At 49.6% G+C, this 22,065-nt stretch carries 20 protein-coding genes and 1 riboswitch; of the genes, 4 read left to right on the top strand and 16 right to left on the bottom strand.

Annotation, left to right across the window (positions count from 1 at the left end; genetic code table 11):
* Positions 1-172: 172 nt before the first annotated feature.
* Positions 173-1,699, bottom strand: a complete 1,527-nt coding sequence (locus ADU24_RS19010; RefSeq protein WP_053368109.1) for a flotillin family protein — start codon at positions 1,697-1,699, stop codon at positions 173-175.
* Between the two features lie 17 nt (positions 1,700-1,716).
* Positions 1,717-2,259 carry a hypothetical protein gene (locus ADU24_RS19015; protein WP_053368110.1) on the bottom strand — a complete coding sequence of 181 codons (543 nt, stop codon included), beginning with the start codon at positions 2,257-2,259 and terminating at the stop codon, positions 1,717-1,719.
* Positions 2,260-2,457: 198 nt separating this feature from the next.
* On the opposite strand from ADU24_RS19015, the gene ADU24_RS23695 reads away from it, so the two are divergent.
* A complete protein-coding gene (locus tag ADU24_RS23695; RefSeq protein ID WP_269432242.1) occupies positions 2,458-2,592 on the top strand; it encodes a hypothetical protein in 135 nt (44 codons plus the stop codon).
* Positions 2,593-2,751: 159 nt separating this feature from the next.
* Here ADU24_RS23695 and ADU24_RS19020 read toward each other — a convergent pair whose 3' ends face one another.
* The 5 genes from ADU24_RS19020 to ADU24_RS23700 form a co-directional block, all read right to left on the bottom strand.
* Positions 2,752-3,129, bottom strand: coding sequence for a hypothetical protein (locus ADU24_RS19020; RefSeq protein ID WP_053368111.1), 378 nt, complete (start codon positions 3,127-3,129; stop codon positions 2,752-2,754).
* 408 nt (positions 3,130-3,537) lie between these two features.
* The gene (locus tag ADU24_RS19025; protein ID WP_053369006.1) at positions 3,538-4,278 is read right to left on the bottom strand and encodes an amino acid ABC transporter ATP-binding protein; all 741 of its coding nucleotides are present in this window, start codon (positions 4,276-4,278) and stop codon (positions 3,538-3,540) included.
* 93 nt (positions 4,279-4,371) lie between these two features.
* A complete protein-coding gene (locus ADU24_RS19030; protein WP_053369007.1) occupies positions 4,372-5,070 on the bottom strand; it encodes an amino acid ABC transporter permease in 699 nt (232 codons plus the stop codon).
* The gene (locus tag ADU24_RS19035; protein WP_197277533.1) at positions 5,057-5,887 is read right to left on the bottom strand and encodes an amino acid ABC transporter substrate-binding protein; all 831 of its coding nucleotides are present in this window, start codon (positions 5,885-5,887) and stop codon (positions 5,057-5,059) included. Before ADU24_RS19035 ends, ADU24_RS19030 begins: the two co-directional genes overlap by 14 nt.
* Before the next feature lie 92 nt (positions 5,888-5,979).
* Entirely contained in the window at positions 5,980-6,105 is a 126-nt protein-coding gene (locus ADU24_RS23700) for a hypothetical protein (protein ID WP_269432243.1), read from the bottom strand.
* A gap of 67 nt (positions 6,106-6,172) precedes the next feature.
* On the opposite strand from ADU24_RS23700, the gene ADU24_RS19040 reads away from it, so the two are divergent.
* Positions 6,173-6,754, top strand: a complete 582-nt coding sequence (locus ADU24_RS19040; protein ID WP_053368112.1) for a nucleotidyltransferase family protein — start codon at positions 6,173-6,175, stop codon at positions 6,752-6,754.
* A 171-nt stretch (positions 6,755-6,925) separates the two neighbouring features.
* Here ADU24_RS19040 and ADU24_RS19045 read toward each other — a convergent pair whose 3' ends face one another.
* The 6 genes from ADU24_RS19045 to ADU24_RS19075 all read right to left on the bottom strand — a co-directional run bounded on the left by ADU24_RS19045 (position 6,926) and on the right by ADU24_RS19075 (position 15,598).
* Complete coding sequence (locus ADU24_RS19045) at positions 6,926-8,353, bottom strand: amino acid permease (RefSeq protein ID WP_053368113.1); 1,428 nt, start codon at positions 8,351-8,353, stop codon at positions 6,926-6,928.
* 212 nt (positions 8,354-8,565) lie between these two features.
* Positions 8,566-8,741, bottom strand: a riboswitch (Lysine riboswitch).
* Positions 8,742-8,878: 137 nt separating this feature from the next.
* Positions 8,879-10,081: an MASE3 domain-containing protein gene (locus tag ADU24_RS19050; RefSeq protein ID WP_053368114.1), complete on the bottom strand. Its 1,203-nt coding sequence runs from the start codon at positions 10,079-10,081 to the stop codon at positions 8,879-8,881.
* A 351-nt stretch (positions 10,082-10,432) separates the two neighbouring features.
* Positions 10,433-11,254, bottom strand: a complete 822-nt coding sequence (gene nadE, locus ADU24_RS19055) for an ammonia-dependent NAD(+) synthetase (RefSeq protein WP_053368115.1) — start codon at positions 11,252-11,254, stop codon at positions 10,433-10,435.
* Positions 11,255-11,433: 179 nt separating this feature from the next.
* Positions 11,434-12,945 carry a cardiolipin synthase gene (gene cls, locus ADU24_RS19060; protein WP_053368116.1) on the bottom strand — a complete coding sequence of 504 codons (1,512 nt, stop codon included), beginning with the start codon at positions 12,943-12,945 and terminating at the stop codon, positions 11,434-11,436.
* A gap of 194 nt (positions 12,946-13,139) precedes the next feature.
* A complete protein-coding gene (locus ADU24_RS19065; RefSeq protein ID WP_053368117.1) occupies positions 13,140-13,865 on the bottom strand; it encodes a hypothetical protein in 726 nt (241 codons plus the stop codon).
* Positions 13,866-14,575: 710 nt separating this feature from the next.
* Entirely contained in the window at positions 14,576-15,598 is a 1,023-nt protein-coding gene (locus ADU24_RS19075) for a ThiF family adenylyltransferase (RefSeq protein WP_053368119.1), read from the bottom strand.
* Between the two features lie 175 nt (positions 15,599-15,773).
* Between ADU24_RS19075 and ADU24_RS19080 the strand changes: the two genes are divergently transcribed.
* Entirely contained in the window at positions 15,774-17,615 is a 1,842-nt protein-coding gene (locus ADU24_RS19080; RefSeq protein ID WP_053368120.1) for an aldehyde ferredoxin oxidoreductase family protein, read from the top strand.
* A gap of 77 nt (positions 17,616-17,692) precedes the next feature.
* Entirely contained in the window at positions 17,693-18,406 is a 714-nt protein-coding gene (locus ADU24_RS19085) for a class I SAM-dependent methyltransferase (RefSeq protein ID WP_053368121.1), read from the top strand.
* 470 nt (positions 18,407-18,876) lie between these two features.
* On the opposite strand, the gene ADU24_RS19090 is transcribed toward ADU24_RS19085, so the two are convergent.
* From ADU24_RS19090 to ADU24_RS19100, 3 genes are all read right to left on the bottom strand, one after another.
* Positions 18,877-19,770, bottom strand: coding sequence for a DMT family transporter (locus ADU24_RS19090; protein WP_053368122.1), 894 nt, complete (start codon positions 19,768-19,770; stop codon positions 18,877-18,879).
* A gap of 248 nt (positions 19,771-20,018) precedes the next feature.
* A complete protein-coding gene (locus tag ADU24_RS19095; protein WP_053368123.1) occupies positions 20,019-20,951 on the bottom strand; it encodes a nucleoside hydrolase in 933 nt (310 codons plus the stop codon).
* Positions 20,948-21,910 (bottom strand): nucleoside hydrolase, encoded by a 963-nt coding sequence (locus ADU24_RS19100; protein WP_053368124.1) that lies wholly within the window; start codon positions 21,908-21,910, stop codon positions 20,948-20,950. The genes ADU24_RS19095 and ADU24_RS19100 overlap by 4 nt, the downstream gene beginning before the upstream one ends.
* Positions 21,911-22,065: the final 155 nt, after the last annotated feature.

Consider the following 22,065-nt stretch of genomic DNA (forward strand, 5'->3'; position numbering starts at 1 on the left):
CTCTCCGGATAAAACCGAAAAATTTCCGGGAATCGCTAGCAATCTGCTAGCAATCCCCCCCAACCCGCGCAGCGCACAAAACCAAATTCAAATCATAAAAAGTCCATTCCAGCCAAAAAGAAAAGCCACTCCAGCTAACTGGAATGGCTTTTCGATTCTATATTGTATGCAATTACATCTGAACAGGTTCCTTTTGGCTCTCTTCTTTGGAAGCATGCTGGATTATGTTTTGGCGAAGGCTGTTTTTACCTGCATAACTTTCAATTAGTTCCTTCAAGTCAATGCCGCTGGATGCTTTCAACGTTTCCTGAAGGCCGGCCATCAGGTTCGTGGCATAGCCTGTTACCCGGTTCGCACCGCTGTTCGCACCGCCGCCTCCAGTATCAACAATGGAGATCTTGTCGATGTTCGCAAGAGGAGCCGCGACTTGCTTCGCATATTCAGGAAGCATTTTCATAATCATATCCATAACGGCTGCCTGGCCGAATTGTTCGAACGCTTCAGCGATCTTTTGCTTCGCTTCCGCTTCCGCGAGACCTTTCAAGCGGATAATTTCCGCATCGGATTCACCCTGCGCGCGAAGGGCTTCGGCTTTCGCGAGACCGTCAAGGCGGATGCGCTCGGCTTCCGCTTTCGCCATCGCTTCAATCCGGTATTTGTTCGCTTCGGCTTCAGCCATTTGCTTCGCTTTTTCGGCTGCCGCGGACTGCTCAACGGAGTAGCGGTCAGCATCTGCCTTCTTCTTAACCTCTGAGTCGTACTGGCGCTCACGGCGGAGGATTTCTTTTTCCTCAAGCTCGATTTGCTTCTGGCGCTCGATGATTTTGATTTGCATTTCCTGCTCGGTAACCTGCTGCTTGGAGCGGGCTGTTTCGAGGTCGTACGCCTGGTCGGCGCGGGCTTTCGCGCTGTCCTGCTCGGCGCGGAATTCGGCAACCTTCAACTGATTAATTTTCTCCGCTTCAGCGATTTCAGTTGCACGCTCAAGCTCGGCGCGCTTTGCTTCCTTCGCGGCTTCCGCCCTTTTGACGCGTGTTTCCATTTCCGCCTCGGCAGTTGCGATATCTGCATCACGCTTGACCTGTGCGATTCGAGGTTTACCGAGCGAGTCGAGGTAGCCGTTTTTATCACGGACATCTTTAATTGTGAATGAAACAATCACGAGACCCATTTTTGCAAGGTCCTGGGAAGCGACACGCTGGACTTCCTGTGAGAACTTGTCACGGTTTTTATAAATCTCTTCAACAGTCATCGAACCGAGGATGGAGCGCAGATGCCCTTCAAGGACTTCCTTCGCTTCGTTCTCGCGGTCTGCTGTAGCTTTGCCAAGGAACTGCTCGGCCGCGGTCGCGATCTCGGAGATCGAGCCGCCGATTTTAATAATCGCAACGCCATCGGCCATAACCGGAACGCCCTGCTCGGTATACACTTCCGGAGTCGTAACCTCAAGCTTGCTCGACAATAGGCTCAGCGGCTGGGACTGCTGGAATACCGGCAAAATAAATGTACCGCCGCCGCGAATAATCTTGATTTTATTTCCCGACTCATCGACGTGGACATTCCGATTGCCAAGCATGCTGCCTGTCACAATCAACGCCTCATCCGGGCCGGCCGTCTTATACTTTGTTACAAATACCGCCAAAAGCGCTACAACGATAAATACCGCTATTCCTATTGCAATCAACGTCAAATCAAACATTCAATCTCCTCCTACTCCTAGATCCACTCTTGTTCTAGTTTTTCTTTTACCGCGACCTGAAGCACTCCATTGGCCGTATCGACAACCAGTACATCCTTCCCGGAACCGATTTCGGTGCCGTCATAGCTTGAGGCTGGCTTGGCGATCCTCCCGCTAATGCTGTCAATCATCACTTCGCCGTACCCGTTCACCGGTATGGACGTAATCACTTTTCCAATCCGGCCCCGTAAATCGGAGTCGTTGTAGGAAAGCGACGCCTCCGCCTGGGACAGCGGCACAAGGACGAACACATTCAGCAAGGTTACGAGAATTGCGGAAATCCCCGCGGAAACCAATAGAATCAACAGTGACGAGAGAGCTGTCACCTTTTCAAAAATAAAACCACTGGCCGACAAAAAAGTTATAAACGAAAATAAAAGGACGGGATTAAAAAAATCGAGGCTATCCAACAGGCCTGACAGCAGATCGCTAAACAGCACATAAATCAGTGTCAATGCGCCGGCTATGATCAGGCTGTACAAGTAAATCGTCTCGATTGGGACGCCATTAATCGTTTCCATTTGCCATCACCCCCGTTCAGTGTCTTCCCTTTTATTTTACAGTAAGGTATACGGCGATTGACAGGGAAAGTTTCAATTTCTGAAATATTTGTAAATTTTTTAAAAAAGATTGGTAAAGCCCCATGCCGTTTGACCCATTCCCAAACAGGGTATAGGTCATATAGCGCAAACGACTATCTTCGAGAGGAGTGCAACGCGATGGAACCAATTGACCATCTGGCATGGGTCGTGCCAACAATACTCGGCATCTCCTTCATTGCTTCATTAATAGCGGTTTCAAAAAAGCCGAACTACCTGACTGACAAACTCAAGAGGCGCAACTATAACAGGTAAATCTGGCTATTTTCTAACGGAAGTCTGATTTTACTGTAAAAAAAATACGTTGGCAATCTATTATTTCATCTTAAAAAAGCTTGGATACTTTCCAAGCTTTTTTTATGTAACGTACCCTTCACGGCCAGCTTAATGGCACCTGCTCTCTTTTAAAAAAAACTATTCCAACTCCTTCGCAAACTCGAACTTTGTATCGATGTCCCAATAACCGATTACGGTGTTTCCCTTAAACAGATAAAAGGCATGTTCAACCTTTTCTTTTTCATTTTCAAAAATAAGGAATCCGTATGGGAGATAATCATAGGTAAATCCCGTCTTTCGCAGAAACTTCCTCGGGCTGTCATTGATTCGGTCGATAATTTTCTCAATTTCGTTTTGATTCGTTATAACCGCGATCGTTTTATCCATTTTTGTGATTGTCAGTTTGTCATAATCTTCTTCTATGATGTTGTAAGTGTAAGCCGCAATGACGATTATCATGGAAATGCTCGCCAGAAAAGCAAAAATACTGAGCGAAATCCTCTTCCACCTCGCCATCTTTCCCCTCCTTTCTATCCTTTTTCTACTATTTTATCACCAATTTCCATTAATTTGGCATAAACACGGAAGAATTCAGGGGCTTGCATGTTGGGAAATATTTCAGGAAGAATTAGAGAAAGGCGAATCCTTATGAAAATGGGGTGAATAAATAAAGGAGAGTAGCAGCTAACAACGTTACGTATAATTTTTTCTTAAAAAAGCCCCATATGGGGTTTCAAATCACACCTTCTTTCAAAATCCGGCAACCCGCTACGACTTTCGGACATAACTACCACTCATATCAAATGAAAGATGCCAAAAAGCCCATCCCCCTCAATAAAATTGCACAAAAAACGCAAAAATGGTGCCAGGCACCCAACTGGGACAAAAAACGTCCCACGAAGGTGCTGGCACCACCAAAGCTTCTTATTCCGGCTGGATGAGATTGAGGAATTGCCTGGTTCGTTCGTGTTTTGGATTGGTGAAGAGGGTTTCGGGGTGGTCGCGTTCGACAACGACGCCTTTGTCCATGAAGATGACTTCGTTTGCGGCTTCTCGCGCAAAACGCATTTCATGGGTTACGACGACCATTGTCATCCCTTCATTCGCCAAATCCTTCATAACCTTCAATACTTCCCCGACGAGTTCGGGATCCAAAGCGGATGTCGGCTCATCGAACAGCATGACCGCAGGCTCCATTGCAAGCGCCCGGGCTATGCCGACCCGCTGTTGCTGCCCGCCGGAAAGCTGGTGCGGGTAATAATCGAGCTTGTCGCCAAGGCCGACCTTCTGCAGAAGCATCGCCGCTTTTTGCCGCGCATTCTCCCTGTTTTCGCCTTTGACAGTAACCGGCCCTTCCATCACATTCCCGAGCGCCGTCATATGCGGGAAAAGGTTGTAGCCTTGGAACACCATCCCTGTCAGGCGCCGGAACGAAGCGATATCCTTCTTCGGCACGCTGCCCGAGAAATCAAGCGCTTGCCCCGCAATCGAAATTCTTCCCTTCGTCGGCGTCTCAAGAACATTGAGGCAGCGGAGAAGCGTTGTTTTACCCGAACCGGACGGGCCGATGACAACAACCACCTTCCCCTTCCCGACTTCAAGATCAATCCCCTTCAGGACCTCCAAATCGCCGAACTGCTTATATAAACCTTTAATCGAAACCATCGGCGCCCCGGTACCGCCACCGGCCACAACACCTGAACCTTGCAGCCCAGCCGATTCATTCACAGTACTCATCTAACAGCTCCCCCTTCCCATCTATTTAACATACCGGTCAAACCTTGCTTCCAGCCTGCCCTGGAAGATGGAAAGGATGAAACAGACAACCCAGTAAAGCAGGGCTGCTTCCAGGTAAAGCAGCAAAAACTCATAGTTCGTCGACGCAATCTCCTGCGCGCGGCGGAACATCTCAGTCACGAGAATCATCGCCGCAAGCGACGTGTCCTTTACAAGGCTGATGAACGAGTTTGACAACGGCGGAACCGAAACCCTTGCCGCCTGTGGCAAAATAACTCTTTTTAAAAGCTGCGGATAGCTCATTCCGATTGAATAGCCAGCTTCCCACTGCCCCTTTGGAATCGACAGGATTGCGGCCCGGATGATTTCCGAAGCGTAAGCTCCCACACTGAGCGAGAAACCGATAACCGCAGCCGGGAACGGATCGATGACGATTCCGACAGTCGGCAACCCGTAAAACAGGATGAACAGCTGCACCAAAAGCGGCGTGCCGCGAATCGCGGACACATAAAACCGCGCAATTCCCTGAAGCACCTTCGTTTGCGAAATCCTCGCCAGCGCCGTCAGGATCGCCAGAATCAGCCCCAGCACGAAAGAAATAAGCGTCAAAGGAATTGTATTGGCAACAAGTCCTTCCAGCAAAGGCTGGAAGGAACTTTTCGCAATCGCAACCAACCTGTCCATCCGGGCAGGGTCTGTGAAAATACTACTTAAGTACATTTTCACCAAACCATTTCTTTGAAATATTGTCGTACGTGCCGTCGTCAACCATATCCTTAAGCGCCTTGTTCACTTCATCGACTAGCGTCTGGCTGTCCTTGCGGAACATGAGACCGCTTTTTGAAACATCGCTTTCTGTCGCAACGACTTTCACTTTCGCTTCTGGGCGGTTCTTTTTAAAATCAAGGAACGCAATCTTATCATTGATCGTCACATCAACCCGCTTCGAGTTCAAAAGCTCGACCGCCTGGTTAAATCCGTCAACGCCAACAATTTTAGCACCATATTTCCTTGCGATATCCGCATAATTGCTTGTCATCGACTGGGCAGACTGAAGCCCCTTAATATCCTCAAACTTCTTCACCTTATTATTATCTTCACGCGCAATCAAGACTGCTGCGGAAGTAATGTAAGGCTCGGAGAACAAATACTTCTCCTGGCGGTCAGGACGGATGCCAACCTGGTTTGCAATCATATCAAAACGCTTCGCATCAAGCCCAGCGAAAATCGCATCCCACTGGGTCTCAAGGAATTTAACCTCCACGCCAAGCCGCTTCCCAACCTCTTCGGCAATCTCAACGTCAAAACCCGTCAGTTTTCCTTTATCATCATGGAACGTGAACGGAGGATATGTACCTTCCGTACCAACAACAAGCGTCCCCTCATCCTTCACCTTGGCAAGAACATCATTCCCGCCAGTCTTCTTTCCTTCATTATTGTTATTATTCTTAGCATTATTCGCGTCATTCGTACCACACGCCGTAACCACCAGCACAAGGCTAAGCATGAACGCAAAAACAATGGATAACTTCTTCAAAATCAATACCCCCTAATTCTCATTGGTTTGGTCAACTTTAAACATCATAGTACAGGAATGCCAGCTCTGTCAAAGATTATTTTCTGTATATTTTACCCTTCCTGTTTCAGATTAATCGCATTCACAAGGGATATCTTGGAAAGCTGCCGAATTCCCTTTAAAGACGCTTTTGTGAAAATTGGCCACCCGGACCGGGCAGACAGGATTTTATATAACATTCTCCTCCCTCCTCTGTTTTTCCTGTACTATAAACTTTATAGGTTAATACCAAAGGAGATGCCTTTTATGGTTATTCGTACCGAAAAAGATATCATTCACCTGATTGAGCAGGATGATTGGATGATGGACATTTTACTTGCGGCTAAGTCATTGAGTTTGCCGGATTGGTGGGTTTGCGCTGGGTTTGTCCGCTCGAAAATTTGGGACACGTTGCATGGATTTTCAGAAAGGACCCCGATTCCGGACATAGACGTGATTTATTTTGATAAAACAAACCTGGGCGAAAGAGATGAAAAGAGGCTGGAGGAAAGATTGAAAGGAATCCTCCCTGATATTCCCTGGTCCGTGAAAAATGAAGCCAGGATGCATCTTGTCAATCACCTTCCGCCCTACTCATCGTCAGAGGACGCAATGTCAAAGTTCCCGGAAACGGCGACAGCCTTAGGTTTAAAGCTTGGCGGAGAAAACAGAGTCATCCTTTCCGCACCGTGCGGCCTTACAGATGTTCTTAATATGGAAGTCCGTCCAACCGCTCACTTCCTCCAAAACACTCTCCTTGCCCCTATTTACGAGAACCGGATAAAACAGAAAAACTGGAAGGCCACTTGGCCAAGGATTACGGTGTATCCAATAAAAGGAGAATGTTGAACCTAGAAAAAACCGCCTGGGAACCCCAAGCGGTTTAGTTGTTTCTATATTTTTTTGCGGTCCGGGGCAGTAGCTCCCCCTAAGCTGCAGTTCATTGCTCCAAGCACGGCTCCATCTTGCAACGGAATTTGTGGAGGTAAAGCTGGCCCGCTAAGTTCGTGTTCCTTACCCCTAAGCCGCGGGCCTCTTTTTAGCAGACTGCTTTCCCGCAGTCGCCCTCCATAGCGGCCCGTAAAAGAGAATTCCACTTACGATGAGAAGCATCCCAAAACTGAATGTCTTAAGGTCAGCTGTCCCGCCGATGATTACCCATGTTGAATAAATCGTCGATACAGCGGCAATGATTCCATCAGTCACACGCTTTTTGTCGCCGAGGTACGTTTCCCCAGTCACGACTAGCTTAATTTGGTAAAGCGAAGCGATGAAATACGGAACGAGATAGGACAGGGTCGCAATGAAAATGACAAATCCAAATGCCTTCGAAATCGAATTCGAAATCGTTGAGAAAATGAAAAGCTGGCCAAGGCCGTTTGTAACGATCATTGCACGGACCGGAATGCCTTTTTTGTTATCTTTTAAGAACCATGGCAGGAATAGCCCCTGCTTTGCCGCCTGGTACGGAATTTCCGCGCTTAGCATGACCCAGCCAAGCGTCGAACCGACGAGGCTGATCAGGCCGATTGCGGCGAGCGCCTGGCCACCGACAGGCCCAAGCACCTTGGTAATTGCGTCAATCAGCGGCTTGTCGGAAGCAATGAGTTCTCCCTGGCTGAGCATGCCCATGACAAGGATGGAGATTCCGATGTAAAGCGCGAGGGCGATAAGCAAACCAAGGATAGAAGCGCGTTTTACATCGATCTGCCTCTTTGCCCTTGATGCGAAGACGACAGCGGATTCAACGCCGACGAACGCCCAAAGCGTTGACAGGGCGGCTGAATTCACCTGGCCAAGCAGCCCGATTGACTGGCCGCTTCCATCAACCCGCGGAGCGGTGAGCGGCAGGATGTTTGTTTTACTGAACGCAAATAAACCAACAATAATGAATAAAACGAAACCGATAACCTTCGCAGCGGTGGCGGCGAAATTCAAGCGGCCGGCGTTCTCGATTCCACGCAGGATGATGGCATGGGTTGCCCAGAGCATCACCGTGCAGACGATAAACGTCAGTCCGTTTCCAACCCTAACATCCACACCGCCAATCGAGAACCATTCCGCCTGGCTCGTCAAAATCGGAAAGAAGGTTGAAAGATAGCCTGCAAACGTTGTAATAATCGCAATGTTGCCGGCGAGGTTGCCGATCCAGTAGCCCCATGTCGCCATGAAGCCCGACAGTGTTGAAGCCTGTGTGCCCGGCCTGAACAATTCCTTCGCATAAATTTGCGGTCCGCCCTTAAGCTCCGGCTTGCGGATGGCGAGATTGCCGAACACAAGGACCGTCATCATGACCCCAAAGCCGGTCAGCCCCCATGCCATCAGAACGCCAGCCGGGCTTGCCGCCTCCGAAAGCGAACGAGGCAGCATGAAAATGCCCGACCCAACCATATTTCCAACGACAAGTGCCGTCAATATCCATAAACCAAGTTTCCCTTGCTTTTCCATTTATACTTGTCTCCTCTCTTCGCTGTCGAAAATGAAGCGGGGGACGTACCCGGTGCTTCACTTTTTGCAATAAAGCTATAACAGACACATTTCCGGTAATGAATGAAGCAGTAGATCCGTCCCCTGTTGCACTGCTTCCCTCTGTTACACTTCAAAAAACAGGCATAAAAAAAACACCCCTGATACGGAGTGTGTTGGTGCCGCATCAGACAAAACGGGATAGTTCACCATGGTTTCCCATGACAGTCCTGCACCTGTTCGGATACAGTCCCAGCTGCCGCAGCCAGTGACCTGCGGCGCTTCGGCGGTTATTCCTTTCATCCAGCCTCCCCGGGGTGCCTGCCCCTCTTCCGGATTACTCATAATACCCGCGACCTCTACCTCATCTCGCTGATGAGGAATTATATAATTATTTTTTAGTAGAGCCTCAATTAGACTAACCTAGGATAAGCCCTCTCAGGGGATTTGTCAACCTCTCCCGCGCAACGCCCGGCCCGGGTGGCCAATTTTCCAAAAAGCCGTCAATTACAGTGTTTTCAAGGCCTTCCCCTTCCTGGCAGCTGCCGGTTGCGGCCTCCCGCGGGCGCCGTAATGGACGAAATTGGAAACATCGATGGCGGTTCCGGCAATTTCCGCGACCTCCCCGCCTTTTAGGACCGGTACGAGGGAGATTGCCAAATGCCTTTTGTTAAAATTGGCCAGAAACGTTTGTTTGGCGCCAGTTTCCCAGCATTCGCGGCAGTAGTCGAGTGCATCGGCTTCCGATGGCGGAAGCAAGTCCCCAACGTGGGTGCCGGTGAGTGCGGCCGGCTTAAGCCCTACCTCCCGGAGCAGTCCGCCCTCCATGAAGGTGATAACGAAGCACTCTTCTTTTTTTGTAAAAGTAAAGACGGCCCCCGGACTAAGTCTCACAATCACTTTTTCATCACGCGCCTGTTCCTGTTTCTTAAAGAGAAGGAAAATACCTTTCAGGATGAAATAATAGCCGAGCACCTTGAAAATGTGGCCAGTAAAATTATCGAGGTCGACGACGCTTTGGTAAACGGTGAAGATCATCTCCGACAGGAACAGAAGTGTAAAGGCGAGCGCAAGATTCAGGTGGGCCGGACATTTTTCAAGATAGTATTTGTGCAGGCAGACGATGAGTGACAGGAAATGCATGAAACTGATAAAATACTCGAGGCCATTTTTAAGAGGAGTCGTCCCTTGCCCTTCAATCACAAGAATGGGAAGGCTCTTTTCAAAAGTGAAAACAATTGCCATGATAGCCAGTCCAATCATAATTGCGGCGGCTATAACCGGCTTTCGCAAATCCCGCTTCACCAGCCTGTCCGGCATCAGTATCATCGCCAGCATCAGGACCGCCTGGATCATTCGGGCAAAGATCCAGAAACAAGTTGCTTTCGCCACGGAACTTTCGGTCAGAAAATGAGGCATGCCTTTAAAGGACATCGTGTGGAGGAGGTCTACCATTCCCACTGTGGAAAAAATGAAAAGAAGAAGCAGCAGCCTAGCCGAGCGGTTCCGGCTGAACGCCCTCCAGCTGTACATGACAATTATGAGCGAAATGATGATACTGAAAAATTCAAGCAGCGTGTGGAACGACACATAGTTCACCGGGTTGTACGCCTGGATTAACTGCAGGTGGAAAACATGGATGCCCATGAGCGCGATGATCGCCCCAACCACCCACGCCAGAAAACGCCCTTCCGTCATCGTGTTCCTCACCTGACTCCCCCCTATTCCAAGCCAATTTTCTCCATTATAAAAGCAATGTGGAGCCTTTGGCAGTGAGGAATATAGCAAATTCATGACTATTCTTGCAACGTTTTGTGGCTGGCGGGCTATTAGGGGGAAAGGGTGGGGACTATCGTATGCCAGCACAGTCGAAAGCTGATTAAATGCGGACAAGCACCAATTCACTCGCCGAGCACCCCGCCGATTTCGTCAATCAGCCTGTACTTCTGCTCCTCCGTATGAATGGCGGTATGGCCGTATTTACCTCCTAAAATAAAAACACAGCCCTATAAAAAGGACTGTGTTCAAATGAATCCACGTCTACGGCCTAAAATCCGCTCACTATTTCCACCATTCGCTATAAGGATTGGCCGGCATATGCCGCTTATGCGCCGAAATGAGGAAGCGCTCCTCGATTTTCCTTGCGTCTTCCTCGGAAACCTGCTTGCCTTCCAGATAATCATCAATTACATCATACGAAATCCCGAGCTCGGTTTCATCCGCCTGCAGCGGCACATGGTCCAGCAAATCGGCGGTCGGTTCCTTCAGGTACAGCCGCTCAACCGCGCCGAGTTCCTTCATCAACGCCCGGCCCTGCCGCTTGTTCAGGCCAGTCAACGGGAACACATCCGCTCCCCCGTCGCCATGCTTTGTGAAAAATCCGGTCACCGCTTCGGCGGCATGATCGGTTCCAATAACTAGCAATCCGTTCATGCCCGCATACGCATACTGCGCGATCATCCGCAACCGCGCTTTCACATTCCCTTTTTGAAAATCAGCGAGCACCTGGCCCTCACCGGAACGCTCATACTCCGCCTTCACCGCGTCGACGGCATCCTTGATGTTGAAGGTAAACTCCTCATCCGCCTTAATAAAATCAAGCGCTAGCTGCGCATCATCTTCGTCTTTCTGAACGCCGTACGGAAGGCGCACGGCAATAAATTTGGCAGTATAACCCTCTTCGCGAAGCTCCTCGGCCGCAAGCTGCGCCAACCGTCCAGCCAGCGTCGAATCCTGGCCGCCGCTAATCCCGAGCACGAATCCCTTCGCCTTTGCCTTCTTGCAGTACTCCTTCAAAAAGCCGACCCGCGCACTGATTTCCTCCTTCGGGTCGATCTCCGGCTTCACATGCAACTCCGTGATAATACGCTCCTGCATACTCAAAACAATCCCTCCTAGCCTAAATACACTTTTCCCCACCTTAAGGGACCGTAAGCCCTAAAAGTCAGATTGATTTTATAACCAATGGCGGGAACAAACCATGCTCCACCCATGGAAGATTCACTTAATTTTACCCCTTCCCCGGAAAATGTCCAAATGAAACAAAGGGTACGTCCCCTGTCTCACAGAACTCCCGAGAACAAACGGGCAAATGATTCCTTCACCCGGTTCCACAACCCGCGCTTGTAAAACTCGACGGCGCCAATCTTTTCGCTTTCCTTCATATCCTCTTCAAAATGGGCAACGAGGTCGCGGATCGAACTCGTTCCGTACAGGAACACGTTCACCTCGAAATTCAGATGGAAGCTGCGCATATCCATATTCGCAGTCCCGATTGAGGCCAGGTTCCCGTCAACAATGATGACCTTCTGATGAAGGAAACCTTTTTTATACGAATAAATCTCGGCGCCACTGCGGAGCAGCTCCGGAAAATAGGACCTTGTTGCATATTGCGTCAAAAAGCTGTCGTTGATTTCCGGCACCAGAATCCTCACCTCGAGCCCTTTTGCAGCGGCAATCCTTAGCGCGGTCCGAATCGACTCATCCGGGACGAAATATGGGGTTGCGATCCAGATTGAATGGTTGGCAACCGCCATCATCGCATAATAAAAATCGCTCATGATCCCCTGTTGCGTATCCGGCCCGCTCGCGACAACCTGAATCGCGCCATCCAATTCCTCAACCTCAATCGGGTGCCTCTCGATCGGGAATTCATTCAGCACCTTTTCGCCGCTTACATACTCCCAATCAAGCAGGAAGATCGTATGCAGCGTGTACACCGCTTCACCCGTCAGCATCATATGGGTATCGCGCCAGTAGCCGAAATTTTCATCCTCGCCCAAATACTCAATGCCAACATTCAGGCCACCGACAAAACCGACTTTCCCATCGATAATCACAATCTTCCTGTGGTTCCTGAAATTGAATTTCTGGTTGAAGAACCCGAACTTCAACGGCGAAAATGGAATTGCATTAATGCCCGCCTTCTTCATCGCCCTCAGGTCAGCCCCAGACAGCGTCCTGCTCCCGGCCGCGTCGAAAATGAACCTCMCCTCGACGCCAGCATGGGCCTTGTCAATCAAAATATCGATAATTTCCTTTCCAAGCCGATCCGACCGGAAAATATAATATTCAATGTGGATATAGGACTCCGCTTTCCGCAGCCAATCCAATATTTCCCCAAACGTCTCTTTCCCATTTTTCAAAACAACCGACCTTGAAGCCGTACTGATCGGCGTCATCGCGACCTTTCCCGCAAACCGCGCGAAATTCTCCTGATTGTCGACCAGGAAAGTCAAATCAGGCGTAATCTCCGACCGCATCATCCGCTCCCACTGATCCCGGTTCAACTGCCGCTTTGATTTGAACAAATACCCCTTCAAATAAAGCTGCCCCGAATACAAGTAAAAAATATACCCAAGCACCGGTATGAACAACAGCACATACATCCACACAAGCGTATGGTGCGCTGACCGATTTTCAAGAATAAGCGAAAAAACGCTCACAAGAATAATGCCTGCATACAACAGCCCAAACCCCAACTTCCACAACGGGCTCGCCCCTGTAAAAAACACCATATACAGCGATATGACCAACACAATCACAAACAAAAATTCAATTCTCCGTTTTAGCATACAGTCTCCCCAAGTCAGCCGCAGCGAATTACGTTCCTGTTCTACCTATACCCTTCTCCTTTTGGGAAAAAAACATCCCCTAGCCCAGGCACCATGTCCACCAAAAGCAAAAAGGAGGGTGCACCCCCTCCATTTCCGGCATTATATTCAAATAGAGCAGACCAATTTAGCTCTAATTGGTTTTTGGGATTCCGTCATTGAATTTTCCATTTAAATTGTTTAATCGGTTCTTGATTATTTTTATACCATTTCTTTATACCTTCATAGGAAGTATCGTCTATATCAGCAATTGTGGATAGTAAAGTGCCATCCCCCCATTCAATTGTCGGAATTGGGTATTCAAATGACTCTAATACTTTCATGTCTTCTGGAGGCGAAACCTTCCGAAAATTTTTCAAATCGATTATTACGACTTGATTTCGAAGGACATCGGAACCTTCATTTCTGCCAAAAAGAAATGCTATATAATCATTGTTGAGTTTTGAATTTTGAAGAAAACTTGCTTCTGATATGTGTAATGACTGTATTTCCCCTTGTTTATGTTCTAAAAGGAGTTGATTACAAAGTTTCGTCCCACAACTGTAATTCACAAGGAAATAGTCCTTCTGATCAGTTGTATACAAATAGCTGCTTCGAATTCTGCTTATTTCATTCTTTTTGTCCTCAAACTGTTCTAGGTATGTATTTAAAATCGGAAGCGTTTCTAGGGATACATAGAGTGGTTCTCGGTTTGGCATTTCAATATGAAGGTCGAAGTCTTTTTGTTCATTTGTTTTAAGACTATTTCCATTAGATATATTCACATTTGTTTTACTTTGAGTTTCTTCTCCATCGCCTTCAGATAGTAAGTGATTCTCCTTTGATTGGCAGGAAACCATTAATAAGATCATTAATGAAATGATTGATAAGTGGTTTTTCATCGTGTCCCCCAAAGTGTAATACTTTTTTAACTCACATCCTTGTAGATGTAACCTTCCAAGTCCAATACATTTAAGTCCAACTGTCGAAATAATTAAGGAACAGCTAACTATTTTTCGATTATTCTATATAGGTTGAAATAAAGATTGGTTTCCAAATGTGAAGGAGGTGGTTGATTTCCGCTCCGGGCATTTCGCTTTCCGCGGGGCGAAGCAGCTACCTGTATTAACTTCCCGAGAAGCATCCGTGAATTGGCTCCGTGCAGCTTTGCGACGAGCTGAAGATTCACTTCCTCGAATATTCTGTGGCGCAGGAGCATCTTTTGTGGAGCCTCCTCGTCGCGTTGCTCCTGCTTGTCGAGCTACAGCGCCTAGCCCCTCGAGGTCGCTTCGGTCCTTCAGGTGAAGTCAAAGAGCGACTTCTCCTTCAGGCCCTCCAGCGCTTGTCAGGGCTGACCAAGGCGCTTTCGCTTTTCCAGGGGGTCTCCCCTTGCCGCTCAATCCCGCAGGACAATTGGCTTCCTCGAATAGGCTTTGCACGAAGGAAATGCGATAGCATTTTCGAGGAGTCTACATGCCTGAGCTCCAATCAACCATCTGCCCAAACTAAAAGGTGTCATTATTAAGTTCAACCTATATAGTCATTATTTCACGGATTTCAGGCGCAAAATTCAGAAAGACATTATGTGTGAATCCCTAAAAATAACATTTCCCTATGCCCCGGCGTACCTGGCAAAATACGATTTGGCTTCCGCCAGATCGTTTGTGCCGTGCACCAAAACGCGTCCATCCTTGAAAAAGACCATCGTGATGCGCTCGTCCGGCGAAAATTTTAGCAAAAATGGGTTCGCCGCGGTAACAGTACCGGCTTCGCGGAGGACGCCAGCCAATTTTTCCAGCTCGACCGGCTTCTTTTTACGAGGATTGATTTGGACCGTATCCCGCCCGCATAACGCGGTAAACGCGACTTGCCGCTCAGAGGATCGGTCAAGGAAATCGAATTGCCGTTTCCCACAGCACGGACACTCCAGGTTCCGCCCTTTGGAAATGTCCATTTGCATGTTCGAATTGTACCAGATGTCAATTTGCTCGAGATTCGGGTTGTGCTCGGCTCCGACTAGGATCTTAAGCGCCTCCATCGCCTCGAACGAACCGATGATTTCGGTGATCGGGGACAGGACGCCAATCGTGTCGCACGTCTCGCCAAGCCCGGCCTGCGCGTCCGGAAAAAGGCAGCGGTAACACGGCGTCTTTCCAGGGACGATTACCGCAAACATGCCGCGCGAGCTGACCGCGCCGCCATACACCCACGGAATTCCGAATTTAACCGCAATATCGTTGACCAGGTACCGCGCCGAAAAGTTGTCGGTGCCATCGACGATAACATCGAATCCCGCCAGCAAATCCTCGGCATTATCCAGGTTCAAGTCGGCGATGACCGGGTCGATGGTGATTTCCGAGTTAACCTCCCTCAGCCGTTCAGCCGCAGCAACCGCCTTCGGAAGGTTTTTACGAGCATCGTCTTCGGTATAAAGCGTCTGGCGCTGGAGATTGGACAGCTCGACCAAGTCGCGGTCAATCAGCCGGACATATCCGACACCAGAGCGGACAAGATGATTAGCGATCACTGTCCCCAATGCTCCCATCCCGACAATCGCCGCCCGGCTTTCGAGCAGCCGCCTTTGCCCCTCTTCCCCAATCGGCTTAAAAAGTATTTGGCGCGAATACCGTTCCATCTGCCTGCCTCCCAATCGTTACGGTTTTCTTCTATTATAAATAAAGAAACAAAATATACTAAAGATTTTAAATTATTTTTAAAAAAGGAAGGAATATGCAAATCGATAACGAATATATAACAGGTACATGCGTTTTTTTAGTAAAATCCAATCCATGTAAGGGGGCTCCGAATCAATGAAACTTGGCGGTTTCAAGAACAGGGAAGCAGTTGTTGATTTGACCAATGGCACAGTGGAGTATAGGAGCATTAATGAGGAAGATGCACGGAAGTATATCGGCGGGCGAGGCCTTGGCGTCAAGTATGTCCTTGACAATGGGCCTGAAGTGGAACCGCTTTCAGAGGAAAACATCCTCTGCATCATGACCGGGCCGGTGACTGGCTCCCGTTCTTCAATGAGCGGACGGCTTGCGGTTGTAACGAAATCACCGCTGACCGGGACGGTAACCGATTCCCATATGGGCGGCTGGACAGCCGCGCGCCTGAAATGGTCCGGTTTTGACAACATTATTTTCAAAGGGAAAAGCGACAAGCCGGTATACCTCTACATAGAGGATGGCAAAGCGGAATTGCGCGATGCATCCGCCGAGTGGGGAACGTCCACACGGGCGACGGTCAAAGCGATGAAGGACAGGTACGGCGCGGAAGACCTGAGCGTCATGGCAATCGGCCAGGCCGGGGAAAACACCGTCCGCTACGCATCCTTCATCAACGAGCATGACCGTGCTGCAGGCCGTGGCGGAACAGCCGCAGTCGCGGGATATAAAAAATTGAAGGCCATCGTCATCAAGGCGGCGCAAAAAGGCAATATGCCACAGCCCGCACTCGAAAACGAATACAAAGAGGCCAATAAAAAAGCGGTCAAAGCGATTCTTGAAGGCGGACTGACCGCGCCGAACAAGGGCGGATTGTCCGTTTACGGCACGAACGTCCTGACCAACCTCATCAACGAAGTCGGCGCGCTGCCGACTAAGAACGCCCAGTTCACCAACTGGGACCAGGCGGAGCTGCATAGCGGAGAGTATGTAAACGAGCATTTGCTTGTTGCCAACAATACATGCCACGCCTGCCCTGTCGCCTGTAAAATCGAAGTCGAAGTCAAGGACGGCAAATACAAAACCCGTGTTGAAAGCTTCGAATTCGAATCCGCATGGGCGCTTGGCGCGAACAGCGGCCTAAGCAACTCGGAGGCGATCGCCTACCTGATTGACTCGTGCAACGAGTACGGAATCGACACGATCGAGCTAGGAAACGCCTTCTCGGTAACAATGGAAGCGTACGAAAAGGGCATCGTCGACGAGCAGCTTGACTGGGGAGATGCCGACAAGATGATTGAAATGACAAGGAAAATCGCCCATCGCGAAGGCTTCGGCGGAATTCTAGCCGAGGGTCCTGCCCGGGCATCCGCGATGTGGGGAGCTCCTCACCTGTCAATGTCCGTCAAAGGCCAGTCCATCCCGGCATACGACCCGCGCGGCATCCAGGGAATCGGCCTTGGCTATGCGACGAGCAACCGCGGCGCCTGCCACCTGCGCGGCTATACCGTCGCCTCGGAAATTGCCGGCATCCCGGAACCAACCGACCGCCTGCAGCCTGAAGGAAAGGGCGAGCTCCTGAAAATATTCCAGGACCTTCTCTCCTTCTCTGACTCAATGAATATTTGTAAATTCTCATCGTTCTCTGAAAACGCCGAGAACTATGCGGAGCAGTACAGCGGAATGACCGGCATCCCAATGACGGCCGAGGACGTCATGCTCGCCGGTGAACGGATCTACAATCTCGAACGCTATTACAATAACCTTGCAGGCTTTAACCGCCGCGAGGACGACTTCCTGCCAAAGCGCTTCACAGAGGAGCCTGCTACAGGCAATAGCGCCGGATCCGTCAGCCGCATGGACATCATGCTTGACGAATACTACCAGGCCCGCGGCTGGAAAGACGGCGTCGTCCCTGAAGAAAAACTGCGCGAACTCGGCATCCTCCCTGCCGCCGCAGAACCAGGCAGCCAGCTCGTTTAATACATGGGACCTCTTCAATAAATAAACAAAGGCTTCTGCGCGGTTGTGCAGGAGCCTTTATTTCTGTGGGGTGACACATGAAAGACAAAATAAAGAACGTTTTCAACGAGCTTTCTTCCTCCTATGAAAAATCGGTCGACACATCCAGCCTGTACAATAGCGAGTACGAACGTCCTTCCATGCTCGCAGTTTTGCCTGAGGATTTAACAGGGAAAGTAATTCTCGACGCGGGCTGTGCAGCGGGCTGGTATCCCCTTGAGCTCGCCAATCGGGGCGCGAGGGTCGTAGGCATTGATTTAAGCCCCGAAATGGTCAACGCCGCAAAAAGACGCGTTGGGGACAAAGCCGAAATTCTGTGCCATGATCTGGCGGAACCGCTGCCGTTCGCCAGCCAGTCGTTCGATTACGTGGTCAGTTCTCTTACTCTCCACTATCTACAGGATTGGGACTTTACCTTCAGCGAATTCAAGCGGATTTTGAAACCCGGAGGCGATTTCCTGTTTTCCGTCCACCACCCGTTCGCCGATATCAAACTACTTGAAAACCCAAGCTATTTTTCTACTGAACTGATCATCGACGAATGGCGAAAGGATGGGAAAGTGTTCAATGTGCCATTCTACAGAAGGCCGTTGCATAGAATCTTCAACGACACCCTTGCCTTTTTTACCATAAAGCAAATCATCGAGCCCCTACCAACGGAAAAATTCAAAACCATGAAGCCCGATTCCTATGAAAAGCTGCTTCAAACGCCTAATTTCCTCATCATTTGGGCAAAACTAGCAGCCCTTTGAAATGAAGACAGTTTCAAGTAGATTTACAGATTAAAACTGTCTTCATCAAGGCTATGAAGACACTTTCAAGTGGACCAGCAACCTAAAACTGTCTTCATCAAGAAACAGTAGAAACCCTAATCGACATCTAAGGTTATCAAGACCGTTTCGAATGACTTCCACAACTGAAACGGTCTTAATAGAGCGTCTCAAGACCGTTTCGAAGGACTTTCACAACTGAAACGGGCTTGATGGAGGGTCTCAAGACCGTTTCGAATGACTTCCCTATCTGAAATGGGCTTGACGGAGGGTCTCAAGACCGTTTCGAATGACTTCCCTATCTGAAATGGGCTTGAAGGAGGGTCTCAAGACCGTTTCGAATGATTTGCACAACTGAAACGGTCTTAATAGAAGGTCTAAAGACCGTTTCAAGTGGACTTCACAACCGAAACGGTCTTGACCTCTCAAAACTCCCCCACTCCCCCAAAAATCTACGCCTTCCCTGTCTCCCTCTGCCGCACCTGAGACACGAAAATCCCTGTAAGGATAAGCAGCATTCCGATCCACTGGACGAGGGCGACCTGTTCGCCAAGTATCAGGTTTGAGGCGATAATCCCGACTGGAAGCTCGAATGAACTCAAAATGGACGTAAGCGCCCCGCCGATTTTTGGCGCCCCGTAAGTGAACAGGACTGGCGGCACGAGCTGGGCGAGTATCCCAAGCAACAGCCCCCATTTCAGCACCGCACCAAACGGGTTAATCTCCGCGATCGGCGTGGTCACCGCAAACCCAACAAAAAGCAGGACAAGCGTTCCTGACACCATCAGGCCGTTTTTATAAAATTGCGGAATCGTTTCCGGCAGAACAGATGCGCCAATCAGGAAAACGGAATAGCAAATTGCCGCGATAAATCCGAAAATCAGGCCAGGCGCATTGACCGCACCTGAATCAATAGCGGTTATCCGGAGCACAAGCAGCGTTCCTACGAGAACAATCACGACTGCGATCCACTCGTTTCGGTGAATCTTTCTTTTTAAAACGAACATTTCTATGAGGAGCCCAATCCAGGTAAACTGGAAAAGCATCACCAAAGCAACGGAAGTCGGTACATAAGCAAGGCTCTTATAAAGGGCAATGCTCGTACCGCCGAGACCGATCCCCCCGACCGCAAGCAGCTTCAAATAGTCCCTGAGCGTTACTTTTCCAAAAGACCGTGTCGCCAAAATAAGAACAATAAGGCCAATCGTGCCATAGACATACTGGCTGATCGTCAGCTCCGGAAACTCAAACCCATCCGCATAGGCGAGCTTTACGATCGTATTCACAAAACCATATATTGACGCGGCTGCTAAAACCGATAGTATACCAAGCGTTCTATCCAACAAATCAATCCTTCCCACTTGCTGCCCTACAATTTACAGGACATTTCCGATAATAATGAAAACCGCCCCCTGTGGAGAACGGAAACCTGTTTCCGCTTTACTCCACGGGAACGGCTTCCCCGAAATTTTACCCTATTTATTTTATGTTAGCCAAATACTTCTTGATAAGCATTTGAGGGACTGTCTAACAGGTTCAGTGGTCAGACCACTACGCCGTCCAATCAATCACACTGATCAAACAACTCCCCCGCTCAAACAACCACACTTAGAAAATGTTCCAGGAATCCCTCAGCGTCGACTTCAAGCGCCACATCGACGTTGGGCGGGTTCGCCGGGATACTCCGCAAATCAGCAATCGTCCTGCCGACGGAGTGGATGCCTTCGCAATCGACTTGGATATGCATCGGTTTTGTTTTAATAAAATCAGGGTTGATAACAGCCCCAATTGCGAGCGGATCGTGAAGCGCGCAGCCTTTGATGTTCGGATACATGTTCCGGTACGCATTTATGTAAAACTCCACAATATGCGCCATGAAATCGCCAACCGGCGTTTGCTTTTGCCTCCAGACCGCAAGCTGTTCCCATGGAAGGAGCGTCTGCATCGTCACATCGAGGCCGACCATTGTGACCGGCAGCCCGGAACGGAAAACATACTCGGCTGATTCCGGATCCGCGTAAATATTCGCTTCAGCCACAGGTGTCGCATTCCCCGGCACGGTCGCGGCACCACCCATAATGACGACGCGCTCGACTTTCCCAACAATCGACGGGTCCTTCATAACAGCAAGCGCAAGGTTTGCCATGCTCGCGACAAAGACAAGGGTGATTTCATTTGGATATTTATGAACCATCTCAATGATGAACTCAACCGAGTGCTTATCTGACGGCTTTGTTTTTGGCAATGGAAGCGAATGGTTTCCCATCGCGTCTTCGCCATGGATGAACGTCGCTTTCTGCTTCAACGTAGGCCGGAACAGCGGCTTTTCCGCACCCGGACAAACCGGAATATCCTCACGGCCGAGCAATTCAAGCAACTGCAGCGTATTGCGGGTCGCTTCATCCACCGATGTATTCCCGAAGCTCGTTGTAATTCCGACGAGGTCAATGTCCTCGGAATTCACTGCATACGCAATCGCCAGCGCGTCATCGATACCTGTATCAACATCCAGAATGACTTTCTTCATGATAAAACCTCCCTTTGCTTGCCGGAAACGATTTCAACGAATTCCTTGATGAAGCGCTTCGCGTCGACTTCAAGGCAGACGTCCACATTGTAGTAAGGCTTTTCCGAGCCGCGGAGGTCCGCAATGGTCGCTCCCGAGGAAAGCTCACCTTTCGTTTCAATCGCGACGAGCATTGGTGTTGTTTTTACAATATCAGGATGGAGGGTTACGGCAACCGCCAATGGATCATGGAGCGGGCTCCCGTCGATGCCGTCCATCTTCTTGTACGCATCGAGCCTGAAGCGAACCATTTCATCGAGCGCGTCGATAAGCTCCGCATTCGACCCGTCCTTCTGGCTGACCAGCCACGCCATGTCCCCTGCCGTGATTTGCGTTTGCATCGTCACATCCAAGCCGACCATTGTCAGCGGGAAGCCTGCCTCGAATACCATATTCGCCGCTTCCGGGTCACCGGCGATGTTCGCTTCCGACACCGGCGTCACATTCCCCGGCACCGTTACAGCCCCGCCCATGATGACAACCTTTTTTACCTTTTTCGGCAGGGAAGGGTCCTTTGCAAGCGCCTCGGCGAGATTCGTCAGGCGCCCAACGGTAATCACCGAAATTTCGCCCGGGTCTTCATTCACCGCGCGGACGATGAAATCGGATGCCCTTTCCTCTTGGGCTTTTGCTTTCGGGTCGGGCAGCGAAACATTCCCGATTCCGTTCTCCCCGTGCACATGGACGACAGGCCCATTCCACGTTTTAAGCAACGGCTTTGAAGCCCCGGCAAAAACCGGAACATCCGGCCGCCCCGCCAGCTCCGCGATCTGAAGAGTATTCTTCGTCGCCTGCTCAACACTGACATTCCCAAAGCCCGTCGTCAGGCCCTTCACCTCAACATCCGGATGCTTTAACAAATAAACGATTGCCAGAGCATCATCAATCCCCGTATCAATATCCAGAATTACCTTCTTCACCACTGCCTCACCTGCTTTTCACTTGTTGTAATGTAAACGCTATTCTAACATAATTCAGAATATCACTTCCCCAAGCAATTCCGCTACCTCTCTTTTTTGGAAAAGTTCCTTTGGGCCCATGCACCCCGCCTAAACCTGCACACACCGTTTTCGGA

It is taken from the genome of Bacillus sp. FJAT-27245 (assembly GCF_001273955.1).
GTDB lineage: Bacteria > Bacillota > Bacilli > Bacillales > Cytobacillaceae > Bacillus_D.